The 17398-nt window shown below is 52.3% G+C and carries 12 protein-coding genes, 3 tRNA genes and 3 rRNA genes; 7 read left to right on the top strand and 11 right to left on the bottom strand.

Translation table 11 applies throughout. The features are described 5' to 3' along the window. Window positions 1-47: 47 nt before the first annotated feature. Window positions 48-848, bottom strand: coding sequence for an endonuclease/exonuclease/phosphatase family protein (locus ACFK9X_RS05725; RefSeq protein ID WP_001230970.1), 801 nt, complete (start codon window positions 846-848; stop codon window positions 48-50). Window positions 849-979: 131 nt separating this feature from the next. Next, window positions 980-2155, bottom strand: coding sequence for an MFS transporter (locus tag ACFK9X_RS05720; RefSeq protein WP_151115822.1), 1176 nt, complete (start codon window positions 2153-2155; stop codon window positions 980-982). A 104-nt stretch (window positions 2156-2259) separates the two neighbouring features. On the opposite strand from ACFK9X_RS05720, the gene yafC reads away from it, so the two are divergent. Then, window positions 2260-3174 (top strand): DNA-binding transcriptional regulator YafC, encoded by a 915-nt coding sequence (gene yafC / locus ACFK9X_RS05715; RefSeq protein ID WP_151115820.1) that lies wholly within the window; start codon window positions 2260-2262, stop codon window positions 3172-3174. A gap of 20 nt (window positions 3175-3194) precedes the next feature. Here the strand turns inward: yafC and dkgB are convergent, their stop codons facing one another. The 8 genes from dkgB to gmhB all read right to left on the bottom strand — a co-directional run bounded on the left by dkgB (window position 3195) and on the right by gmhB (window position 10822). Continuing rightward, complete coding sequence (dkgB, locus tag ACFK9X_RS05710) at window positions 3195-3998, bottom strand: 2,5-didehydrogluconate reductase DkgB (RefSeq protein WP_151115818.1); 804 nt, start codon at window positions 3996-3998, stop codon at window positions 3195-3197. A gap of 164 nt (window positions 3999-4162) precedes the next feature. Beyond that, window positions 4163-4239 (bottom strand) — tRNA-Asp (locus ACFK9X_RS05705). A 191-nt stretch (window positions 4240-4430) separates the two neighbouring features. Then, window positions 4431-4546 (bottom strand): 5S ribosomal RNA (gene rrf / locus ACFK9X_RS05700). A gap of 197 nt (window positions 4547-4743) precedes the next feature. Then, a 23S ribosomal RNA gene (locus ACFK9X_RS05695) occupies window positions 4744-7831 on the bottom strand. 182 nt (window positions 7832-8013) lie between these two features. Beyond that, a tRNA-Ala gene (locus tag ACFK9X_RS05690) sits at window positions 8014-8089 on the bottom strand. 111 nt (window positions 8090-8200) lie between these two features. Beyond that, window positions 8201-8277, bottom strand: a tRNA-Ile gene (locus ACFK9X_RS05685). A 69-nt stretch (window positions 8278-8346) separates the two neighbouring features. After that, window positions 8347-9888, bottom strand: a 16S ribosomal RNA gene (locus ACFK9X_RS05680). Together the 16S, 23S and 5S rRNA genes with 3 tRNA genes alongside form the textbook arrangement of a ribosomal RNA operon. A gap of 367 nt (window positions 9889-10255) precedes the next feature. Beyond that, window positions 10256-10822 (bottom strand): D-glycero-beta-D-manno-heptose 1,7-bisphosphate 7-phosphatase, encoded by a 567-nt coding sequence (gene gmhB / locus ACFK9X_RS05675; RefSeq protein ID WP_001140158.1) that lies wholly within the window; start codon window positions 10820-10822, stop codon window positions 10256-10258. Between the two features lie 189 nt (window positions 10823-11011). On the opposite strand from gmhB, the gene metN reads away from it, so the two are divergent. The 6 genes from metN (at window position 11012) to proS (ending at window position 16599) form a co-directional block, all read left to right on the top strand. Beyond that, entirely contained in the window at window positions 11012-12043 is a 1032-nt protein-coding gene (metN, locus tag ACFK9X_RS05670) for a methionine ABC transporter ATP-binding protein MetN (RefSeq protein WP_058110334.1), read from the top strand. Then, on the top strand, window positions 12036-12689 hold the full coding sequence (locus ACFK9X_RS05665) for a methionine ABC transporter permease MetI (RefSeq protein ID WP_001287486.1): 654 nt from the start codon (window positions 12036-12038) through the stop codon (window positions 12687-12689). The genes metN and ACFK9X_RS05665 overlap by 8 nt, the downstream gene beginning before the upstream one ends. Window positions 12690-12727: 38 nt before the next feature. Beyond that, complete coding sequence (metQ, locus tag ACFK9X_RS05660; RefSeq protein ID WP_151115816.1) at window positions 12728-13543, top strand: methionine ABC transporter substrate-binding lipoprotein MetQ; 816 nt, start codon at window positions 12728-12730, stop codon at window positions 13541-13543. A gap of 118 nt (window positions 13544-13661) precedes the next feature. Then, window positions 13662-14066 (top strand): Rcs stress response system protein RcsF, encoded by a 405-nt coding sequence (rcsF, locus tag ACFK9X_RS05655; RefSeq protein ID WP_001202315.1) that lies wholly within the window; start codon window positions 13662-13664, stop codon window positions 14064-14066. Then, complete coding sequence (gene tsaA, locus ACFK9X_RS05650) at window positions 14063-14770, top strand: tRNA (N6-threonylcarbamoyladenosine(37)-N6)-methyltransferase TrmO (protein WP_151115813.1); 708 nt, start codon at window positions 14063-14065, stop codon at window positions 14768-14770. The genes rcsF and tsaA overlap by 4 nt, the downstream gene beginning before the upstream one ends. Window positions 14771-14880: 110 nt before the next feature. Continuing rightward, entirely contained in the window at window positions 14881-16599 is a 1719-nt protein-coding gene (gene proS / locus ACFK9X_RS05645) for a proline--tRNA ligase (protein WP_151115811.1), read from the top strand. Between the two features lie 73 nt (window positions 16600-16672). Here proS and nlpE read toward each other — a convergent pair whose 3' ends face one another. Next, window positions 16673-17374: an envelope stress response activation lipoprotein NlpE gene (gene nlpE, locus ACFK9X_RS05640; protein ID WP_151115809.1), complete on the bottom strand. Its 702-nt coding sequence runs from the start codon at window positions 17372-17374 to the stop codon at window positions 16673-16675. Window positions 17375-17398: the final 24 nt, after the last annotated feature.

Here is a 17398-nt window from a genome sequence, read left to right as displayed (position 1 = left end):
AGGGCAGCACCCGCAGAGGCCTGCCCCACGGCAGACCTGACGCACCTTTATTGCTCAGGTTTGCCGGGACTGAATTCAACGAGTAGCGGATTGTGATCGGAAGCGCGCGTCACCAGTACGGAGGCTTCATTCACGTTTAAACCACGATAAAAAACAAAATCCAGCGGTCGTCCAAACGCACGACGGCGTTGATCGTCAGTGAAACGCACCTGGCGCAGCGACATCTCACGTGCAAAGCGGTACAACGCATTCATACGTGGGCGGCTCCAGGCATTAAAATCCCCCGCCATAATGACAGGGCCGCTATGGTGCGCAATCTGGTCGCCGATCGGAAGTAACTGCTTACTGTACACGTCCACGCCCAGACTAAAATTTACCGCATGAACATTTACTACCATTAATAAACGGGTATCCGGCAACGGATATACCGTCACCAGGGCTGATTTCGCCAAACGTAAAATTGGTTCTCTTTCCCGTAAAGGGCAGCAGTAAACAGGATGGGCGGCAGAAAGCGTCATGACGCCAGACGGATGCTGAGGTAATACAAAAGCGGGAACCTGATCGGCGGCAAGATAGTTAGCGGTGGCAAACTGTACCAGTTCAGGCGTCGTCTGGGCCTCCTGCAACAGGACCAGATGCGCATCTTTGCCGTAGTTCTTCAGCACCGATAACCATTCGGCTCGCTGCTGCTTGAATATATTCCACACGAGGATACGGATCCGCTCTTCACTGCTTAGCGGTTCCCCGGCGGGCAATGCCTGGCCAATGCTCGCAAACGACCCTGGCGGCAAAATCCGCTCGGCGGGCTGTCCGGCAACATAGCGCATCGCATAGGTGTTTTTTCGCACTTTTGACTTTCAAACCTCTGTAACGTCAACCAGTCCTCAACCGGACTGGTTCTTCTGTTATAGGGATTTTAGCACTCACTTTCAACGAACAATTGCAGTTTGTTTTGTAAGTAGGCGCTTACATCAATAATTTACTCCAGAGCAATGCGTACAGGTTTATCAAGACGTCCGCTGACGCCCACCAGCAGGAAAGCCACCAGAACAATGAGGGCGCCAATCCACGGCGTCTGCGCCAAACCGTAATGCGCCACCGTTTGTCCGCCAATCACGGAACCCAGCGCAATACCAATGTTAAACGCCGCAATGTTCAGACCTGACGCCACATCTACTGCATTAGGCGTGAATTGTTCCGCTTTCTGTACCACGTAGACCTGCAACCCCGGTACGTTACCGAAGGCAAAGACCCCCATCACCAGAATGGTAGCCAGCGCGACATACTGCGTGGAGGCCGTCACCTGGAAGACCATAAGCAGAACAAACAGCACGGCGAAAATGAATTTCAGCGCCGGCACGGCGCCATGCTTATCCGCCAGTTTACCGCCCCAGATATTGCCGATAGCCACTGATACGCCATAACCCAGTAGGATCCAGCTTACTGCTGCCGGAGAGAATCCCGCCAGATCCTGCATCATCGGCGCCAGGAAGGTGAATGCCGTGAATACCCCGCCGTAGCCCAGCGCCGTAACGGCGTAAATCAGCAGCAGACGAGGATGAGTCAGTACTTTCACCTGGTCACGAATGCTGGCGGCCGCCCGACCAGGAATATTGGCAGGGATCAGCAGTTGACTGCTCATCAGCGCAATCACGCCTAACAGTGATACCGCAAGGAAGGTCTCACGCCAGCCAAAATGCTGACCGATAAATGTGCCCAGCGGCACGCCCGTGACCAGAGCTACCGTTAAACCACCAAACATAATAGCGATAGCAGAAGCCGCTTTCTCTTTTGGCACCAGACTTGTCGCGATGGTAGAGCCAATCGAGAAGAACACGCCGTGCGCCAGGCCCGTCAGCAGACGGGCGGCGATTAATGTCATATAGCCCGGAGCCTGCCACGCCAGCAAATTCCCCGCCGTACACAAGACCATCAGCGCGACCAGTAACTGTTTACGCGGCAGGCGTCCGGTCAGAGCGGTCAGCGCCGGCGCGCCAATAGCCACACCCAGCGCATAGATTGAAACCAGCATTCCGGCGGAAGGTAACGAGACAGCCAGTTGTTGTGCAATGGTCGGCACCAGGCCGACAATCACGAACTCAGTCGTGCCAATAGCGAAGGCACTTATAGTCAGTGCAAATAAAGCGAGAGGCATACATAACTCCATAACAGCAGTAATCAGATGACACGCAGTATGCCTGGATGTTTTAATGACAAAAATAGCCAAAATATCAATTTAATTTTGCTTCAGGAGCAAAAATGAAAGCCACCTCCGAAGAACTCGCAATTTTTGTCGCTGTCGTGGAAAGCGGCAGCTTCAGCCGGGCGGCAGAGCAGCTTGGACAGGCCAATTCCGCTGTCAGCCGGGCAGTTAAAAAGCTGGAGATGAAGCTCGGCGTCAGTCTGCTTAATCGTACGACCCGACAGCTGAGCCTGACTGAAGAAGGAGAGCGATACTTCAGGCGCGTGCAGCAGATACTGCAAGAAATGGCCGCCGCAGAAACGGAAATCATGGAGTCGCGTAATACCCCGCGCGGCTTACTGCGTATCGATGCGGCAACGCCGGTAATGCTGCATTTCCTGATGCCGCTGATTAAACCTTTTCGTGAACGGTATCCGGAAATAACGTTGTCTCTTGTCTCCTCAGAAACGTTCATCAATCTTATTGAACGAAAAGTGGATGTTGCGATACGCGCAGGCACGTTGATAGATTCAAGTCTGCGCGCGCGCCCGTTATTTACCAGCTATCGCAAGATTATCGCCTCACCGGATTATATTGCCCGTTTTGGCAAGCCAGAGACCGTTGAAGAGTTAAAACGGCATCTGTGCCTGGGGTTCTCAGAACCTGTTTCGCTCAATACCTGGCCGATTGCCTGTAGCGACGGGCAGCTCCATGAGATCGAATGTGGGATTTCTTCCAACAGCGGAGAAACGTTAAAACAGCTTTGCCTGAACGGTAACGGCATTGCATGTCTTTCAGATTATATGATTGATAAAGAGATCGCACGGGGAGAACTGGTGGAACTGCTGGCCGATAAACGTCTGCCGGTAGAAATGCCTTTCAGCGCCGTTTACTACAGCGATCGCGCAGTCAGCACACGCATTCGGGCATTTATCGACTTTTTGAGCGAATATATAAGAACAGCCCCCGCAGGAGCTGTGAAAGAGGGATAAAGGTACAAAGGATCGGGTAATTAATCCCAGGCAGGGGCCAGTCCTTCCGGGCTAACCAGACGATCGTTGCAGTCCAGTGCCGCGATCGCATTTTTATCTTCGGCATCCAGATGCAGGTCCTGCGCCAGCAGGTTGCTTGCCAGGTTTTCACGCCTGGTGGATGAAGGGATCACCGAGTAACCTTCACCCATTGCCCATGCCAGAATAACCTGCGCCGGGGTCGCATTATGTTTAGCCGCAATGCGCGCAATCACTTCATCTTTCAGCGCCTTACCGTATGCCAGCGTCATGTAAGAGGTGATATGGATACCGTGCGCTTTCGCCCAGTCAACCACCTTACGATTCTGAAGATACGGAGATAGCTCAATCTGGTTGGTGGCGATATGGTCTGCGCCCACCGCGGCAATAGCCTTTTTCATCAACGGAATGGTGAAGTTTGAAATGCCAATTTCGCGAGTCAGCCCTTGTTTTTTAGCTTCCAGCAATGCCTGCATAAATTCTTCGACAGACACAGCATCACCCGGAGATGGCCAGTGGATCAGCGTCAGATCGACATAATCGGTACGCAGTTTTTTCAGGCTCTCTTTCAGGCTTGGGGTTAGCTTGTCTTTGCTAAGGTTTTCAATCCAGATCTTGGTGGTGATGTACAGCTCATTACGCGGTACGCCGCTCTCAGCAATCGCCTGTCCAACAGCCGCTTCATTATCATAGATTTGCGCAGTGTCGACAGAACGGTAGCCCAGTTCAAGCGCCGTTTTCACAGAAGCGATAACCACGTCGTCTTTCAGGCGAAAAGTACCTAAACCGAATGCAGGGATAGTCATAGAATTCCTCTTTTTAATCACTATGTTCGTTAACTGAGGGGATTATGACCTTCAGCGCTTTGCAGAAAAAGAGCGAGAAATGCAGAGGATTTTTGCGAATTGAGCAATAATTAAATCGCAGGCAAAGAAAAAGCCCTGAGCTAATGCTCAGGGCTCTTAATAAGTGGCGGAACGGACGGGACTCGAACCCGCGCCCCCCTGCGTGACAGGCAGGTATTCTAACCAACTGAACTACCGCTCCACCGAATTTCTTTGTCACAACCCGGATTTTCATCCCGGTTTACTGCAATTTGATGCCTGGCAGTTTATGAATCACTTCGTGATTCACCCTTCGGGCCGTTGCTTCGCAACGTTCAAAAGCTTTCGCTTTTGTCCTACTCTCTGTCGAGTAGTGAACTGCCCCAAAAGTTAATGCCATACTTCTAATTTGATGCCTGGCAGTTCCCTACTCTCGCATGGGGAGACCCCACACTACCATCGGCGCTACGGCGTTTCACTTCTGAGTTCGGCATGGGGTCAGGTGGGACCACCGCGCTAGTGCCGCCAGGCAAATTCTTTTGTGCTCTGTACGCAATTCTTTATCGCATCAGCGGCGTTGCCTGCGCTCGTAAAGTCAGTCACATACTTCTGTATGCTCCTTCCTTTCCTTCGCTTGCCGCCTTGCTGCTGCGCAAATTATTGCGTACTCAACTCTGAATCAGTGCTGAAAATCGTCTCTCATCCGCCAAAACATCTTCGGCGTTGTAAGGTTAAGCCTCACGGTTCATTAGTACCGGTTAGCTCAACGCATCGCTGCGCTTACACACCCGGCCTATCAACGTCGTCGTCTTCAACGTTCCTTCAGGAGACTTAAAGTCTCAGGGAGAACTCATCTCGGGGCAAGTTTCGTGCTTAGATGCTTTCAGCACTTATCTCTTCCGCATTTAGCTACCGGGCAGTGCCATTGGCATGACAACCCGAACACCAGTGATGCGTCCACTCCGGTCCTCTCGTACTAGGAGCAGCCCCCCTCAGTTCTCCAGCGCCCACGGCAGATAGGGACCGAACTGTCTCACGACGTTCTAAACCCAGCTCGCGTACCACTTTAAATGGCGAACAGCCATACCCTTGGGACCTACTTCAGCCCCAGGATGTGATGAGCCGACATCGAGGTGCCAAACACCGCCGTCGATATGAACTCTTGGGCGGTATCAGCCTGTTATCCCCGGAGTACCTTTTATCCGTTGAGCGATGGCCCTTCCATTCAGAACCACCGGATCACTATGACCTGCTTTCGCACCTGCTCGCGCCGTCACGCTCGCAGTCAAGCTGGCTTATGCCATTGCACTAACCTCCTGATGTCCGACCAGGATTAGCCAACCTTTGTGCTCCTCCGTTACTCTTTAGGAGGAGACCGCCCCAGTCAAACTACCCACCAGACACTGTCCGCAACCCGGGTAACGGGTCCACGTTAGAACATCAAACATTAAAGGGTGGTATTTCAAGGTCGGCTCCATGCAGACTGGCGTCCACACTTCAAAGCCTCCCACCTATCCTACACATCAAGGCTCAATGTTCAGTGTCAAGCTATAGTAAAGGTTCACGGGGTCTTTCCGTCTTGCCGCGGGTACACTGCATCTTCACAGCGAGTTCAATTTCACTGAGTCTCGGGTGGAGACAGCCTGGCCATCATTACGCCATTCGTGCAGGTCGGAACTTACCCGACAAGGAATTTCGCTACCTTAGGACCGTTATAGTTACGGCCGCCGTTTACCGGGGCTTCGATCAGGAGCTTCGCTTGCGCTGACCCCATCAATTAACCTTCCGGCACCGGGCAGGCGTCACACCGTATACGTCCACTTTCGTGTTTGCACAGTGCTGTGTTTTTAATAAACAGTTGCAGCCAGCTGGTATCTTCGACTGACTTCAGCTCCGTGAGTAAATCACTTCACCTACGTGTCAGCGTGCCTTCTCCCGAAGTTACGGCACCATTTTGCCTAGTTCCTTCACCCGAGTTCTCTCAAGCGCCTTGGTATTCTCTACCTGACCACCTGTGTCGGTTTGGGGTACGATTTGATGTTACCTGATGCTTAGAGGCTTTTCCTGGAAGCAGGGCATTTGTTGCTTCAGCACCGTAGTGCCTCGTCGTCACGCCTCAGTGTTAAAGTGAACCGGATTTACCTGGAACACACACCTACACGCTTAAACCGGGACAACCGTCGCCCGGCCAACATAGCCTTCTCCGTCCCCCCTTCGCAGTAACACCAAGTACGGGAATATTAACCCGTTTCCCATCGACTACGCCTTTCGGCCTCGCCTTAGGGGTCGACTCACCCTGCCCCGATTAACGTTGGACAGGAACCCTTGGTCTTCCGGCGAGCGGGCTTTTCACCCGCTTTATCGTTACTTATGTCAGCATTCGCACTTCTGATACCTCCAGCATGCCTCACGACACACCTTCACAGGCTTACAGAACGCTCCCCTACCCAACGAACGTATCCTTAAACCGACTCGACTTTGTATACGCTTTGACGTCGCTTCGCTCCGTCAATCGTAACCCGCTGAATCGCTTTAAGTGATACGTTCGCTGCCGCAGCTTCGGTGCATGGTTTAGCCCCGTTACATCTTCCGCGCAGGCCGACTCGACCAGTGAGCTATTACGCTTTCTTTAAATGATGGCTGCTTCTAAGCCAACATCCTGGCTGTCTGGGCCTTCCCACATCGTTTCCCACTTAACCATGACTTTGGGACCTTAGCTGGCGGTCTGGGTTGTTTCCCTCTTCACGACGGACGTTAGCACCCGCCGTGTGTCTCCCGTGATAACATTCTCCGGTATTCGCAGTTTGCATCGGGTTGGTAAGCCGGGATGGCCCCCTAGCCGAAACAGTGCTCTACCCCCGGAGATGAATTCACGAGGCGCTACCTAAATAGCTTTCGGGGAGAACCAGCTATCTCCCGGTTTGATTGGCCTTTCACCCCCAGCCACAGGTCATCCGCTAATTTTTCAACATTAGTCGGTTCGGTCCTCCAGTTAGTGTTACCCAACCTTCAACCTGCCCATGGCTAGATCACCGGGTTTCGGGTCTATACCCTGCAACTTAACGCCCGGTTAAGACTCGGTTTCCCTGCGGCTCCCCTATTCGGTTAACCTTGCTACAGAATATAAGTCGCTGACCCATTATACAAAAGGTACGCAGTCACCCCACCACTAAGCCCCCTCTGCTTCTTTTGAGGTTGAACGTCGCTTTCGCTCCGTTAACCGTATCCTCAGCAAAGGATGCGTATGTGGAGTTCACCACTGGCTTAGTGGTGGGGCTCCCACTGCTTGTACGTACACGGTTTCAGGTTCTTTTTCACTCCCCTCGCCGGGGTTCTTTTCGCCTTTCCCTCACGGTACTGGTTCACTATCGGTCAGTCAGGAGTATTTAGCCTTGGAGGATGGTCCCCCCATATTCAGACAGGATATCACGTGTCCCGCCCTACTCATCGAGCTCACAGCACATGCGCTTTTGTGTACGGGGCTGTCACCCTGTATCGCGCGCCTTTCCAGACGCTTCCACTAACACACATGCTGATTCAGGCTCTGGGCTCCTCCCCGTTCGCTCGCCGCTACTGGGGGAATCTCGGTTGATTTCTTTTCCTCGGGGTACTTAGATGTTTCAGTTCCCCCGGTTCGCCTCATTAACCTATGGATTCAGTTAATGATAGTGTGACGAGTCACACTGGGTTTCCCCATTCGGGTATCGCCGGTTATAACGGTTCATATCACCTTACCGGCGCTTATCGCAGATTAGCACGCCCTTCATCGCCTCTGACTGCCAGGGCATCCACCGTGTACGCTTAGTCGCTTAACCTCACAACCCGAAGATGTTTCTCGCGATTCATCATCGTGTTGCGAAAATTTGAGAGACTCACGAACAACTTTCGTTGTTCTGTGTTTCAATTTTCAGCTTGATCCAGATTTTTAAAGAGCAAAACTTCGCAGTGAACCCTTTCAGGTACACTCTGAAGTATTTTTTCGTAAACACTCACGAGATGGTGGAGCTATGCGGGATCGAACCGCAGACCTCCTGCGTGCAAAGCAGGCGCTCTCCCAGCTGAGCTATAGCCCCATCGTGTAGTCAGAACCTCTTTACCGATAATTTTTCCTGAGACAAGGCGTGGAATAACGAAGCATACATCAGTATGTGAGTTATTTCACAACGCAGTATTCAGGGAAAATTTGGTAGGCCTGAGTGGACTTGAACCACCGACCTCACCCTTATCAGGGGTGCGCTCTAACCACCTGAGCTACAAGCCTGTAGAGGTTTTACTGCTCGTTTTTCATCAGACAATCTGTGTGAGCACTGCAAAGTACGCATCTTTAAGGTAAGGAGGTGATCCAACCGCAGGTTCCCCTACGGTTACCTTGTTACGACTTCACCCCAGTCATGAATCACAAAGTGGTAAGCGCCCTCCCGAAGGTTAAGCTACCTACTTCTTTTGCAACCCACTCCCATGGTGTGACGGGCGGTGTGTACAAGGCCCGGGAACGTATTCACCGTGGCATTCTGATCCACGATTACTAGCGATTCCGACTTCATGGAGTCGAGTTGCAGACTCCAATCCGGACTACGACGCACTTTATGAGGTCCGCTTGCTCTCGCGAGGTCGCTTCTCTTTGTATGCGCCATTGTAGCACGTGTGTAGCCCTGGTCGTAAGGGCCATGATGACTTGACGTCATCCCCACCTTCCTCCAGTTTATCACTGGCAGTCTCCTTTGAGTTCCCGGCCTAACCGCTGGCAACAAAGGATAAGGGTTGCGCTCGTTGCGGGACTTAACCCAACATTTCACAACACGAGCTGACGACAGCCATGCAGCACCTGTCTCACAGTTCCCGAAGGCACCAATCCATCTCTGGAAAGTTCTGTGGATGTCAAGACCAGGTAAGGTTCTTCGCGTTGCATCGAATTAAACCACATGCTCCACCGCTTGTGCGGGCCCCCGTCAATTCATTTGAGTTTTAACCTTGCGGCCGTACTCCCCAGGCGGTCTACTTAACGCGTTAGCTCCGGAAGCCACGCCTCAAGGGCACAACCTCCAAGTAGACATCGTTTACGGCGTGGACTACCAGGGTATCTAATCCTGTTTGCTCCCCACGCTTTCGCACCTGAGCGTCAGTCTTTGTCCAGGGGGCCGCCTTCGCCACCGGTATTCCTCCAGATCTCTACGCATTTCACCGCTACACCTGGAATTCTACCCCCCTCTACAAGACTCAAGCCTGCCAGTTTCGAATGCAGTTCCCAGGTTGAGCCCGGGGATTTCACATCCGACTTGACAGACCGCCTGCGTGCGCTTTACGCCCAGTAATTCCGATTAACGCTTGCACCCTCCGTATTACCGCGGCTGCTGGCACGGAGTTAGCCGGTGCTTCTTCTGCGGGTAACGTCAATTGCTGCGGTTATTAACCACAACACCTTCCTCCCCGCTGAAAGTACTTTACAACCCGAAGGCCTTCTTCATACACGCGGCATGGCTGCATCAGGCTTGCGCCCATTGTGCAATATTCCCCACTGCTGCCTCCCGTAGGAGTCTGGACCGTGTCTCAGTTCCAGTGTGGCTGGTCATCCTCTCAGACCAGCTAGGGATCGTCGCCTTGGTGAGCCGTTACCTCACCAACTAGCTAATCCCATCTGGGCACATCTGATGGCAAGAGGCCCGAAGGTCCCCCTCTTTGGTCTTGCGACGTTATGCGGTATTAGCCACCGTTTCCAGTAGTTATCCCCCTCCATCAGGCAGTTTCCCAGACATTACTCACCCGTCCGCCACTCGTCAGCGAAGCAGCAAGCTGCTTCCTGTTACCGTTCGACTTGCATGTGTTAGGCCTGCCGCCAGCGTTCAATCTGAGCCATGATCAAACTCTTCAATTTAAAAGTTTGATGCTCAAAGAATTAAACTTCGTAATGAATTACGTGTTCACTCTTGAGACTTGGTATTCATTTTTCGTCCGGGGACGTTAAGAATCCGTATCTTCGAGTGCCCACACAGATTGTCTGATAAATTGTTAAAGAGCAGTGCCGCTTCGCTTTTTCTCAGCGGCGCGGGGTGTGCATATTACGCTTTCCTCTTTCAGAGTCAACCCTGAATTTCAGGATTTTTCTCTTCAACCGACCGGCTGTTTGTGTGAAGTGATTCACATCCGCCGTGTCGATGGAGGCGCATTATAGGGAGTCGGTTCAGGAAGACAAGCGGAAAAATGCATTTTTGTTTTAACCGCTCATCTTTTATCCATAACGCTTATTTTTGCTGCTTTTTTATCGCCGATGGCAGATCGGCAAGGCTGTTTAACACCCAGTCCGCCGCGTTTTCTGCTTCTGCCGTGACCGGTTTGCCCGTACGCACCAGCACTTTTGTCCCGACATTTGCCGCCGCAGCCGCCTGCATATCTTCCAGCTTGTCTCCCACCATATAAGAAGCCGCCATATCGATATGCAGGAAATCACGCGCCGAGATAAGCATTCCTGGATGCGGCTTGCGGCAATCACATACCTGACGGAACTCTTCTATACTGCCCTGCGGATGGTGAGGACAATAATAGATGCCGTCCAAATCAACATCGCGATCCGCCAACGACCAGTCCATCCATTCGGTTAACGTTTCAAACTGCGCCTCAGTGAATTTGCCGCGCGCGATTCCGGACTGGTTCGTCACCACCACCAACGCATAGCCCATTTTTTTTAGCTCGCGCATCGCGTCAATAACACCGTCTATAAACTCGAATGCATCGATTTCATGTACGTAGCCGTGATCCACATTAATGGTGCCGTCACGGTCGAGAAAAATTGCGGGTACAGACTTTGCCACCTTTTATAGCTCCTGAGTAAAGCAAGTGGCGCTAGTATCGCATGTTTCAGCAGGCAAGAAAGTGCTCATCGTATAAAGCCTGATTGATTTAGACGTCTGGATGCCTTAACATCCATTCTGTTGACGGCGTTGACCGTATTAGGCAGACGAAAATGCCTCCGCTCATTTCATTACGATAATAAAGAATCAATGATTAAACTTTCGAATATTACCAAAGTGTTCCAGCAGGGGACGCGCACCATTCAGGCGCTAAATAATGTCAGCCTGCACGTTCCTGCCGGGCAGATTTATGGCGTCATTGGCGCCTCCGGCGCCGGTAAAAGTACGCTTATCCGCTGCGTTAACTTACTTGAACGCCCAACCGAAGGTAGCGTTCAGGTCGGCGGTCAGGAGTTGACAACGCTTTCAGAGTCCGGGTTGACCAAAGCTCGCCGTCAAATCGGCATGATTTTCCAACATTTTAACCTGCTCTCTTCCCGTACCGTGTTTGGCAACGTCGCGTTGCCGCTGGAACTGGATAACACACCAAAGGAAGAGATCAAACGCCGTGTCACAGAACTGCTGGATTTAGTCGGTCTTGGCGACAAGCACGACAGCTATCCGGCAAATCTTTCCGGCGGTCAGAAACAGCGTGTCGCGATTGCCCGCGCGTTAGCCAGTAATCCAAAAGTGTTGCTGTGCGATGAAGCCACCAGCGCGCTTGATCCCGCGACGACCCGTTCGATTCTGGAATTGCTGAAAGATATCAACCGTCGTCTGGGGTTGACGATTCTGCTTATCACTCATGAAATGGATGTCGTGAAACGTATCTGCGACTGCGTTGCCGTTATCAGTAATGGCGAGCTTATTGAGCAGGATACGGTCAGCGAAGTCTTCTCGCATCCTAAAACGCCGCTGGCGCAGAAGTTTATTCAGTCCACTCTGCACCTGGACATTCCGGAAGATTACCAGGCGCGTTTGAAAGCGTCGCCGGAAACTGACAGCGTGCCGATGCTGCGCATGGAATTCACCGGACAGTCTGTGGATGCCCCGCTGCTTTCTGAAACCGCGCGTCGTTTCAACGTGAACAATAATATTATCAGCGCGCAGATGGATTACGCGGGCGGTGTGAAGTTCGGCATTATGCTAACGGAAATGCACGGCACACAAGAAGAGACGCAAGCCGCAATTGCCTGGCTGCAGGATCACCATGTGAAAGTAGAGGTACTGGGTTATGTCTGAGGCAATGATGTGGTTACTGGTTCGTGGCGTCTGGGAAACGCTGGCGATGACCTTTGTCTCCGGTTTCTTCGGTTTCGTGATTGGCCTGCCGGTTGGCGTATTGCTGTATGTTACGCGCCCGGGGCAGATTATGGAGAACGCCAGGCTGTATCGCTCCCTCTCTGCGGTGGTCAATATTTTCCGCTCAATTCCCTTTATCATCCTGCTGGTGTGGATGATTCCTTTTACCCGAATAATTGTCGGCACCTCCATTGGTTTGCAGGCCGCGATTGTACCGCTGACCGTCGGTGCCGCGCCTTTTATCGCCCGTATGGTGGAAAATGCGTTGTTAGAGATCCCTGCCGGGCTGATTGAAGCCTCGCGAGCGATGGGCGCCACGCCGCTGCAAATTGTACGTAAAATCCTTTTACCGGAAGCGCTGCCTGGTCTGGTGAATGCGGCAACCATTACACTGATCACCCTAGTCGGTTACTCCGCAATGGGCGGCGCCGTCGGCGCAGGCGGCCTCGGTCAAATCGGCTATCAGTACGGTTATATTGGATACAATGCTACCGTGATGAATACGGTGCTGGTATTACTCGTCGTTCTGGTTTATTTAATTCAGTTATCCGGCGATCGCATCGTCAGGGCTGTCACGCATAAGTAACGTTAAACACAACACAAATACTCATTAAGGAAATAAGCATGGCGTTCAAATTCAAAACCTTTGCGGCAGTGGGTGCTCTGATTGGTTCTCTGGCACTTGCGGGTTGCGGTCAGGATGAAAAAGATCCGAATCATATTAAAGTCGGCGTAATCGTTGGCGCAGAGCAGCAAGTTGCCGAAGTCGCGCAGAAAGTCGCGAAAGAAAAATACGGCCTGGACGTGGAATTGGTGACCTTTAATGATTATGTTCTGCCTAATGAAGCACTGAGCAAAGGCGATATCGATGCCAATGCCTTCCAGCACAAACCGTATCTGGATCAGCAAATCAAAGATCGCGGCTACAAACTGGTTTCTGTTGGTAAGACTTTTGTCTATCCCATTGCAGGATATTCCAAAAAAATCAAATCTCTGGATGAGCTCAAGGACGGTTCCCAGGTCGCTGTGCCTAACGACCCGACCAACCTTGGTCGTTCCCTGCTGCTGCTGCAAAAAGTAGGGCTAATTAAACTGAAAGACGGCGTCGGTCTGCTTCCTACCTCGCTGGATATCGTGGAAAACCCGAAAAATCTGAAAATTGTTGAGCTGGAAGCGCCGCAGTTGCCGCGTTCGCTGGATGACGCGCAGATCGCGTTAGCGGTCATCAATACGACATACGCCAGCCAGATTGACCTGACGCCAGCGAAAGACGGTATCTTCGTTGAAGATAAAGATTCTCCGTACGTTAACCTGATCGTGACGCGTGAAGATAACAAAGACGCCGAGAATGTGAAAAAATTCGTTCAGGCTTACCAGTCTGATGAAGTGTACGAAGCCGCAAATAAAGTTTTTAATGGCGGTGCGGTGAAAGGCTGGTAAGTTTTAGGCTGATTCCACAATCTGTAATATTATTCAGGACGGGCTATTGCCCGTCTTGTCATTTATGCAAGCTCCTGATTCAATATCTGGCAATTAGAACATTCATTGAGGAAATATTATGCGTGCTTTACCGATCTGTTTATTGGCACTCATGCTGGGCGGTTGTTCCATGCTAAGCAGATCCCCTGTTGAACCCGTTCAAAGCACCGCAACCCCGCCAAAAGCGGAGCCGGAGAAACCTAAAGCGCCGCGTGCCGCTCCCGTCAGGATTTACACCAATGCTGAAGACTTAGTCGGCAAACCTTTCCGCGATCTTGGCGAGGTTAGCGGCGAATCCTGTCAGGCGACAAATCAAGACTCTCCGCCTAACATTCCAACTGCGCGCAAGCGTATGCAGATTAATGCATCTAAAATGAAAGCCAACGCCGTCCTGCTACACAGCTGTGAAATTACCAGCGGCACGCCAGGCTGCTACCGTCAGGCGGTTTGTATCGGGTCCGCCCTGAATATTTCGGCGAAATGAGCAGCTTTCAGTTTGAACAAATCGGCGTTATTCGCTCCCCCTATAAAGAAAAATTCGCCGTTCCGCGCCAGCCTGGTCTGATCAAAAGCGCCTGCGGCGAACTGCATCTGATAGCGCCTTACAACCAGGCCGATGCCGTTCGCGGCCTGGAGGCGTTCAGCCATTTGTGGGTACTTTTCGTTTTTCATCAGACGATGGACGGCGGCTGGCGGCCAACAGTTCGTCCGCCCCGTCTTGGCGGTAACGCCAGAATGGGCGTTTTTGCCACGCGCTCCACGTTCCGCCCCAATCCGATTGGCATGTCGCTCGTTGCGCTAAAAGGTATCGAGTGCCGGAAAGAGAGCGTAATTCTGAAATTAGGCAGTCTGGATCTGGTGGATGGCACGCCGGTCGTGGATATTAAACCGTATTTACCGTTTGCCGAGGCCTTACCGGACACCGCCGCCAGCTATGCGCAACAGGCGCCGATAGCTGAAATGCCCGTGAGTTTTACCGCTGAGGTGGCTCAACAGCTTACGACGCTGGAAAGGCGTTATCCGCAGCTACGGACATTTATTTGCGATGTGCTGGCGCAAGATCCTCGCCCGGCTTATCGTAAGGGTGAAGAGACGGGCAAAACCTATGCCGTCTGGCTGCATGATTTTAACGTGCGCTGGCGTGTAGTTAACACCGGATTTGAAGTGTTTGCGCTGGAACCACGGTAATTTCACGCCCTTCTCTTTTGACATCTCTTGCACGCTGGTAAACTAAATCACTTTTTTTGTATCAGGCTCACATTGAGCCTGTTCGATCGTTCAACTGGAACCGTAACAATATGCGTACTAGCCAATACCTGCTCTCCACTCTGAAGGAGACACCTGCCGACGCCGAGGTTATCAGCCACCAGCTGATGCTGCGCGCCGGGATAATCCGCAAGCTCGCCTCCGGGTTATATACCTGGCTGCCGACCGGCCTGCGCGTCCTGAAAAAAGTCGAAAACATCGTGCGTGAAGAGATGAACAACGCCGGTGCTATCGAGGTGTCGATGCCAGTCGTTCAGCCAGCCGACCTGTGGCAAGAGAGTGGTCGTTGGGAACAGTACGGTCCGGAACTGCTGCGTTTTGTCGACCGTGGCGAGCGTCCGTTCGTACTCGGCCCGACCCACGAAGAAGTTATCACCGATCTGGTGCGTAATGAACTCAGCTCTTATAAGCAGTTGCCGCTGAACTTCTTCCAAATCCAGACCAAATTCCGTGATGAAGTGCGTCCGCGCTTTGGCGTGATGCGTTCGCGCGAATTCCTGATGAAAGATGCTTACTCTTTCCACACCTCTCAGGAGTCGTTGCAGGAAACCTATGACGCCATGTACGCCGCGTATAGCCGTATCTTCAGCCGTATGGGGCTGGATTTCCGCGCGGTACAGGCCGATACCGGTTCTATCGGCGGCAACGCCTCGCATGAATTCCAGGTGCTGGCGCAAAGCGGCGAAGACGATATCGTTTTCTCTGATGTTTCTGATTACGCGGCTAACATTGAACTGGCAGAAGCTATCGCGCCGCAAACGCCGCGCGCAGCGGCGACGCAGGAAATGACTCTGGTCGATACGCCAAATGCCAAAACCATCGCGGAGCTGGTGGAACAATTCAACCTGCCAATTGAAAAAACGGTAAAAACGCTGCTGGTGAAAGCGGTGAAAGACAGCAAGTCTCCGCTGGTGGCTCTGCTGGTTCGCGGCGATCATGAACTGAATGAAGTTAAAGCGGAAAAACTGCCGCACGTTGCCAGCCCGCTGACCTTCGCTACCGAAGAAGAGATTCGCGCCGTAATTAATGCTGGCCCTGGCTCCCTCGGCCCGGTCAATATGCCGATTCCGGTCATCATCGATCGTACCGTTGCCGCCATGAGCGATTTTGCCGCTGGCGCTAACATCGACGGTAAACACTACTTTGGTATTAACTGGGATCGCGATGTGGCGACGCCTGTTGTTGCCGACATCCGTAACGTAGTCGCCGGCGATCCGAGTCCGGACGGTCAGGGAACGTTGCTTATCAAACGCGGTATCGAAGTGGGTCACATCTTCCAGTTAGGTACCAAGTACTCAGAAGCGCTGAAAGCCTCCGTTCAGGGTGAAGATGGCCGTAACCAGATCCTGACAATGGGATGTTACGGTATCGGCGTAACACGTGTCGTTGCCGCAGCTATCGAGCAGAACTTTGACGAGCGCGGCATTGTATGGCCTGACGCTATTGCGCCTTTCCAGGTCGCTATTCTGCCGATGAATATGCACAAATCCTTCCGTGTGCAGGAGCTGGCGGAAAAGCTGTACAGCGAATTGCGCGCGCAGGGCATTGAAGTGCTGATGGACGACCGTAAAGAGCGCCCGGGCGTGATGTTTGCCGATATGGAGCTGATTGGTATTCCACATACAATCGTGATTGGCGATCGCAACCTGGATAACGACGATATTGAGTATAAATACCGTCGTAGCGGTGAAAAATCGCTTATTAAAACCGGCGATATCGTTGATTATCTGGTCAAGGCCATTAAAGGCTAAACGACATTTTGTTGGGATTGCCCGGCGCCATCCGGCAGATATGTAAAGGCCTCGCACCCTGCGAGGCCTTTTATTAGTGAGTGCAATCCTTACCCGGCGCAAACTTCACATTTTTATCAGCTATTAGCGTTTTTACCGGCTCGCCCGTGTCCGGATTCGCGGCAAACACAAAATGCCCTTCGACCATCAGCAGCACCGGTTTTTCCGCTTCACCTTTCGCCGTCAGATAGCCGCGCTCAAGCTGGGCGTTACTGGCGACCGGCAGCCGTTTTCCGGTCGCGCAATCGGTAAAGGTCGCCGCGTCGGCCCTGTATACATACATACCACGTAGCGGCATTGGCGTTACCGGCAGGCTGGCGGTAACAGGCACCAGCGTATAATTAAGCTGCGAAGCCACCGGATTGCCTTCTCTGTCGAGCATCTCCAGCGCATTGCCTTTCGCGCGATAATACGATTTCTCGCCATTGCTGTCGGTTAACACCAGTTTATCCGCCGTCCGCGCCCAGGTACCGTATGACGCAAAAGAGGAAGGTTCTTCGCGCACGCCCTGATAGCGCTCGTTCATCACCCATGTGCCGTCTTTTTCCAGAAACAGTGACGTTTCAATACCTTCACAATCCGCACAGGGCAGCACGCCGCGCCAGCTTTGCTGCATGGGTTTTAATTCCGCCGCCTGCGCAGGTTGCAGGGCGTCAACTTCCGCACGGTTATTACACCCTATCAATGCAAATAGCGTACAGGCTGCCGCTACTGACAATATTGCTGTTCTCACCATAAAATCCTTATGAAATTGCTATTC

This window comes from Salmonella sp. WC3 (assembly GCF_042932255.1).
Classification (GTDB): domain Bacteria; phylum Pseudomonadota; class Gammaproteobacteria; order Enterobacterales; family Enterobacteriaceae; genus Salmonella; species Salmonella enterica.
Note: the sequence above shows the minus strand (reverse complement) of the source record. Positions and strands in the feature narration are given on the sequence as shown.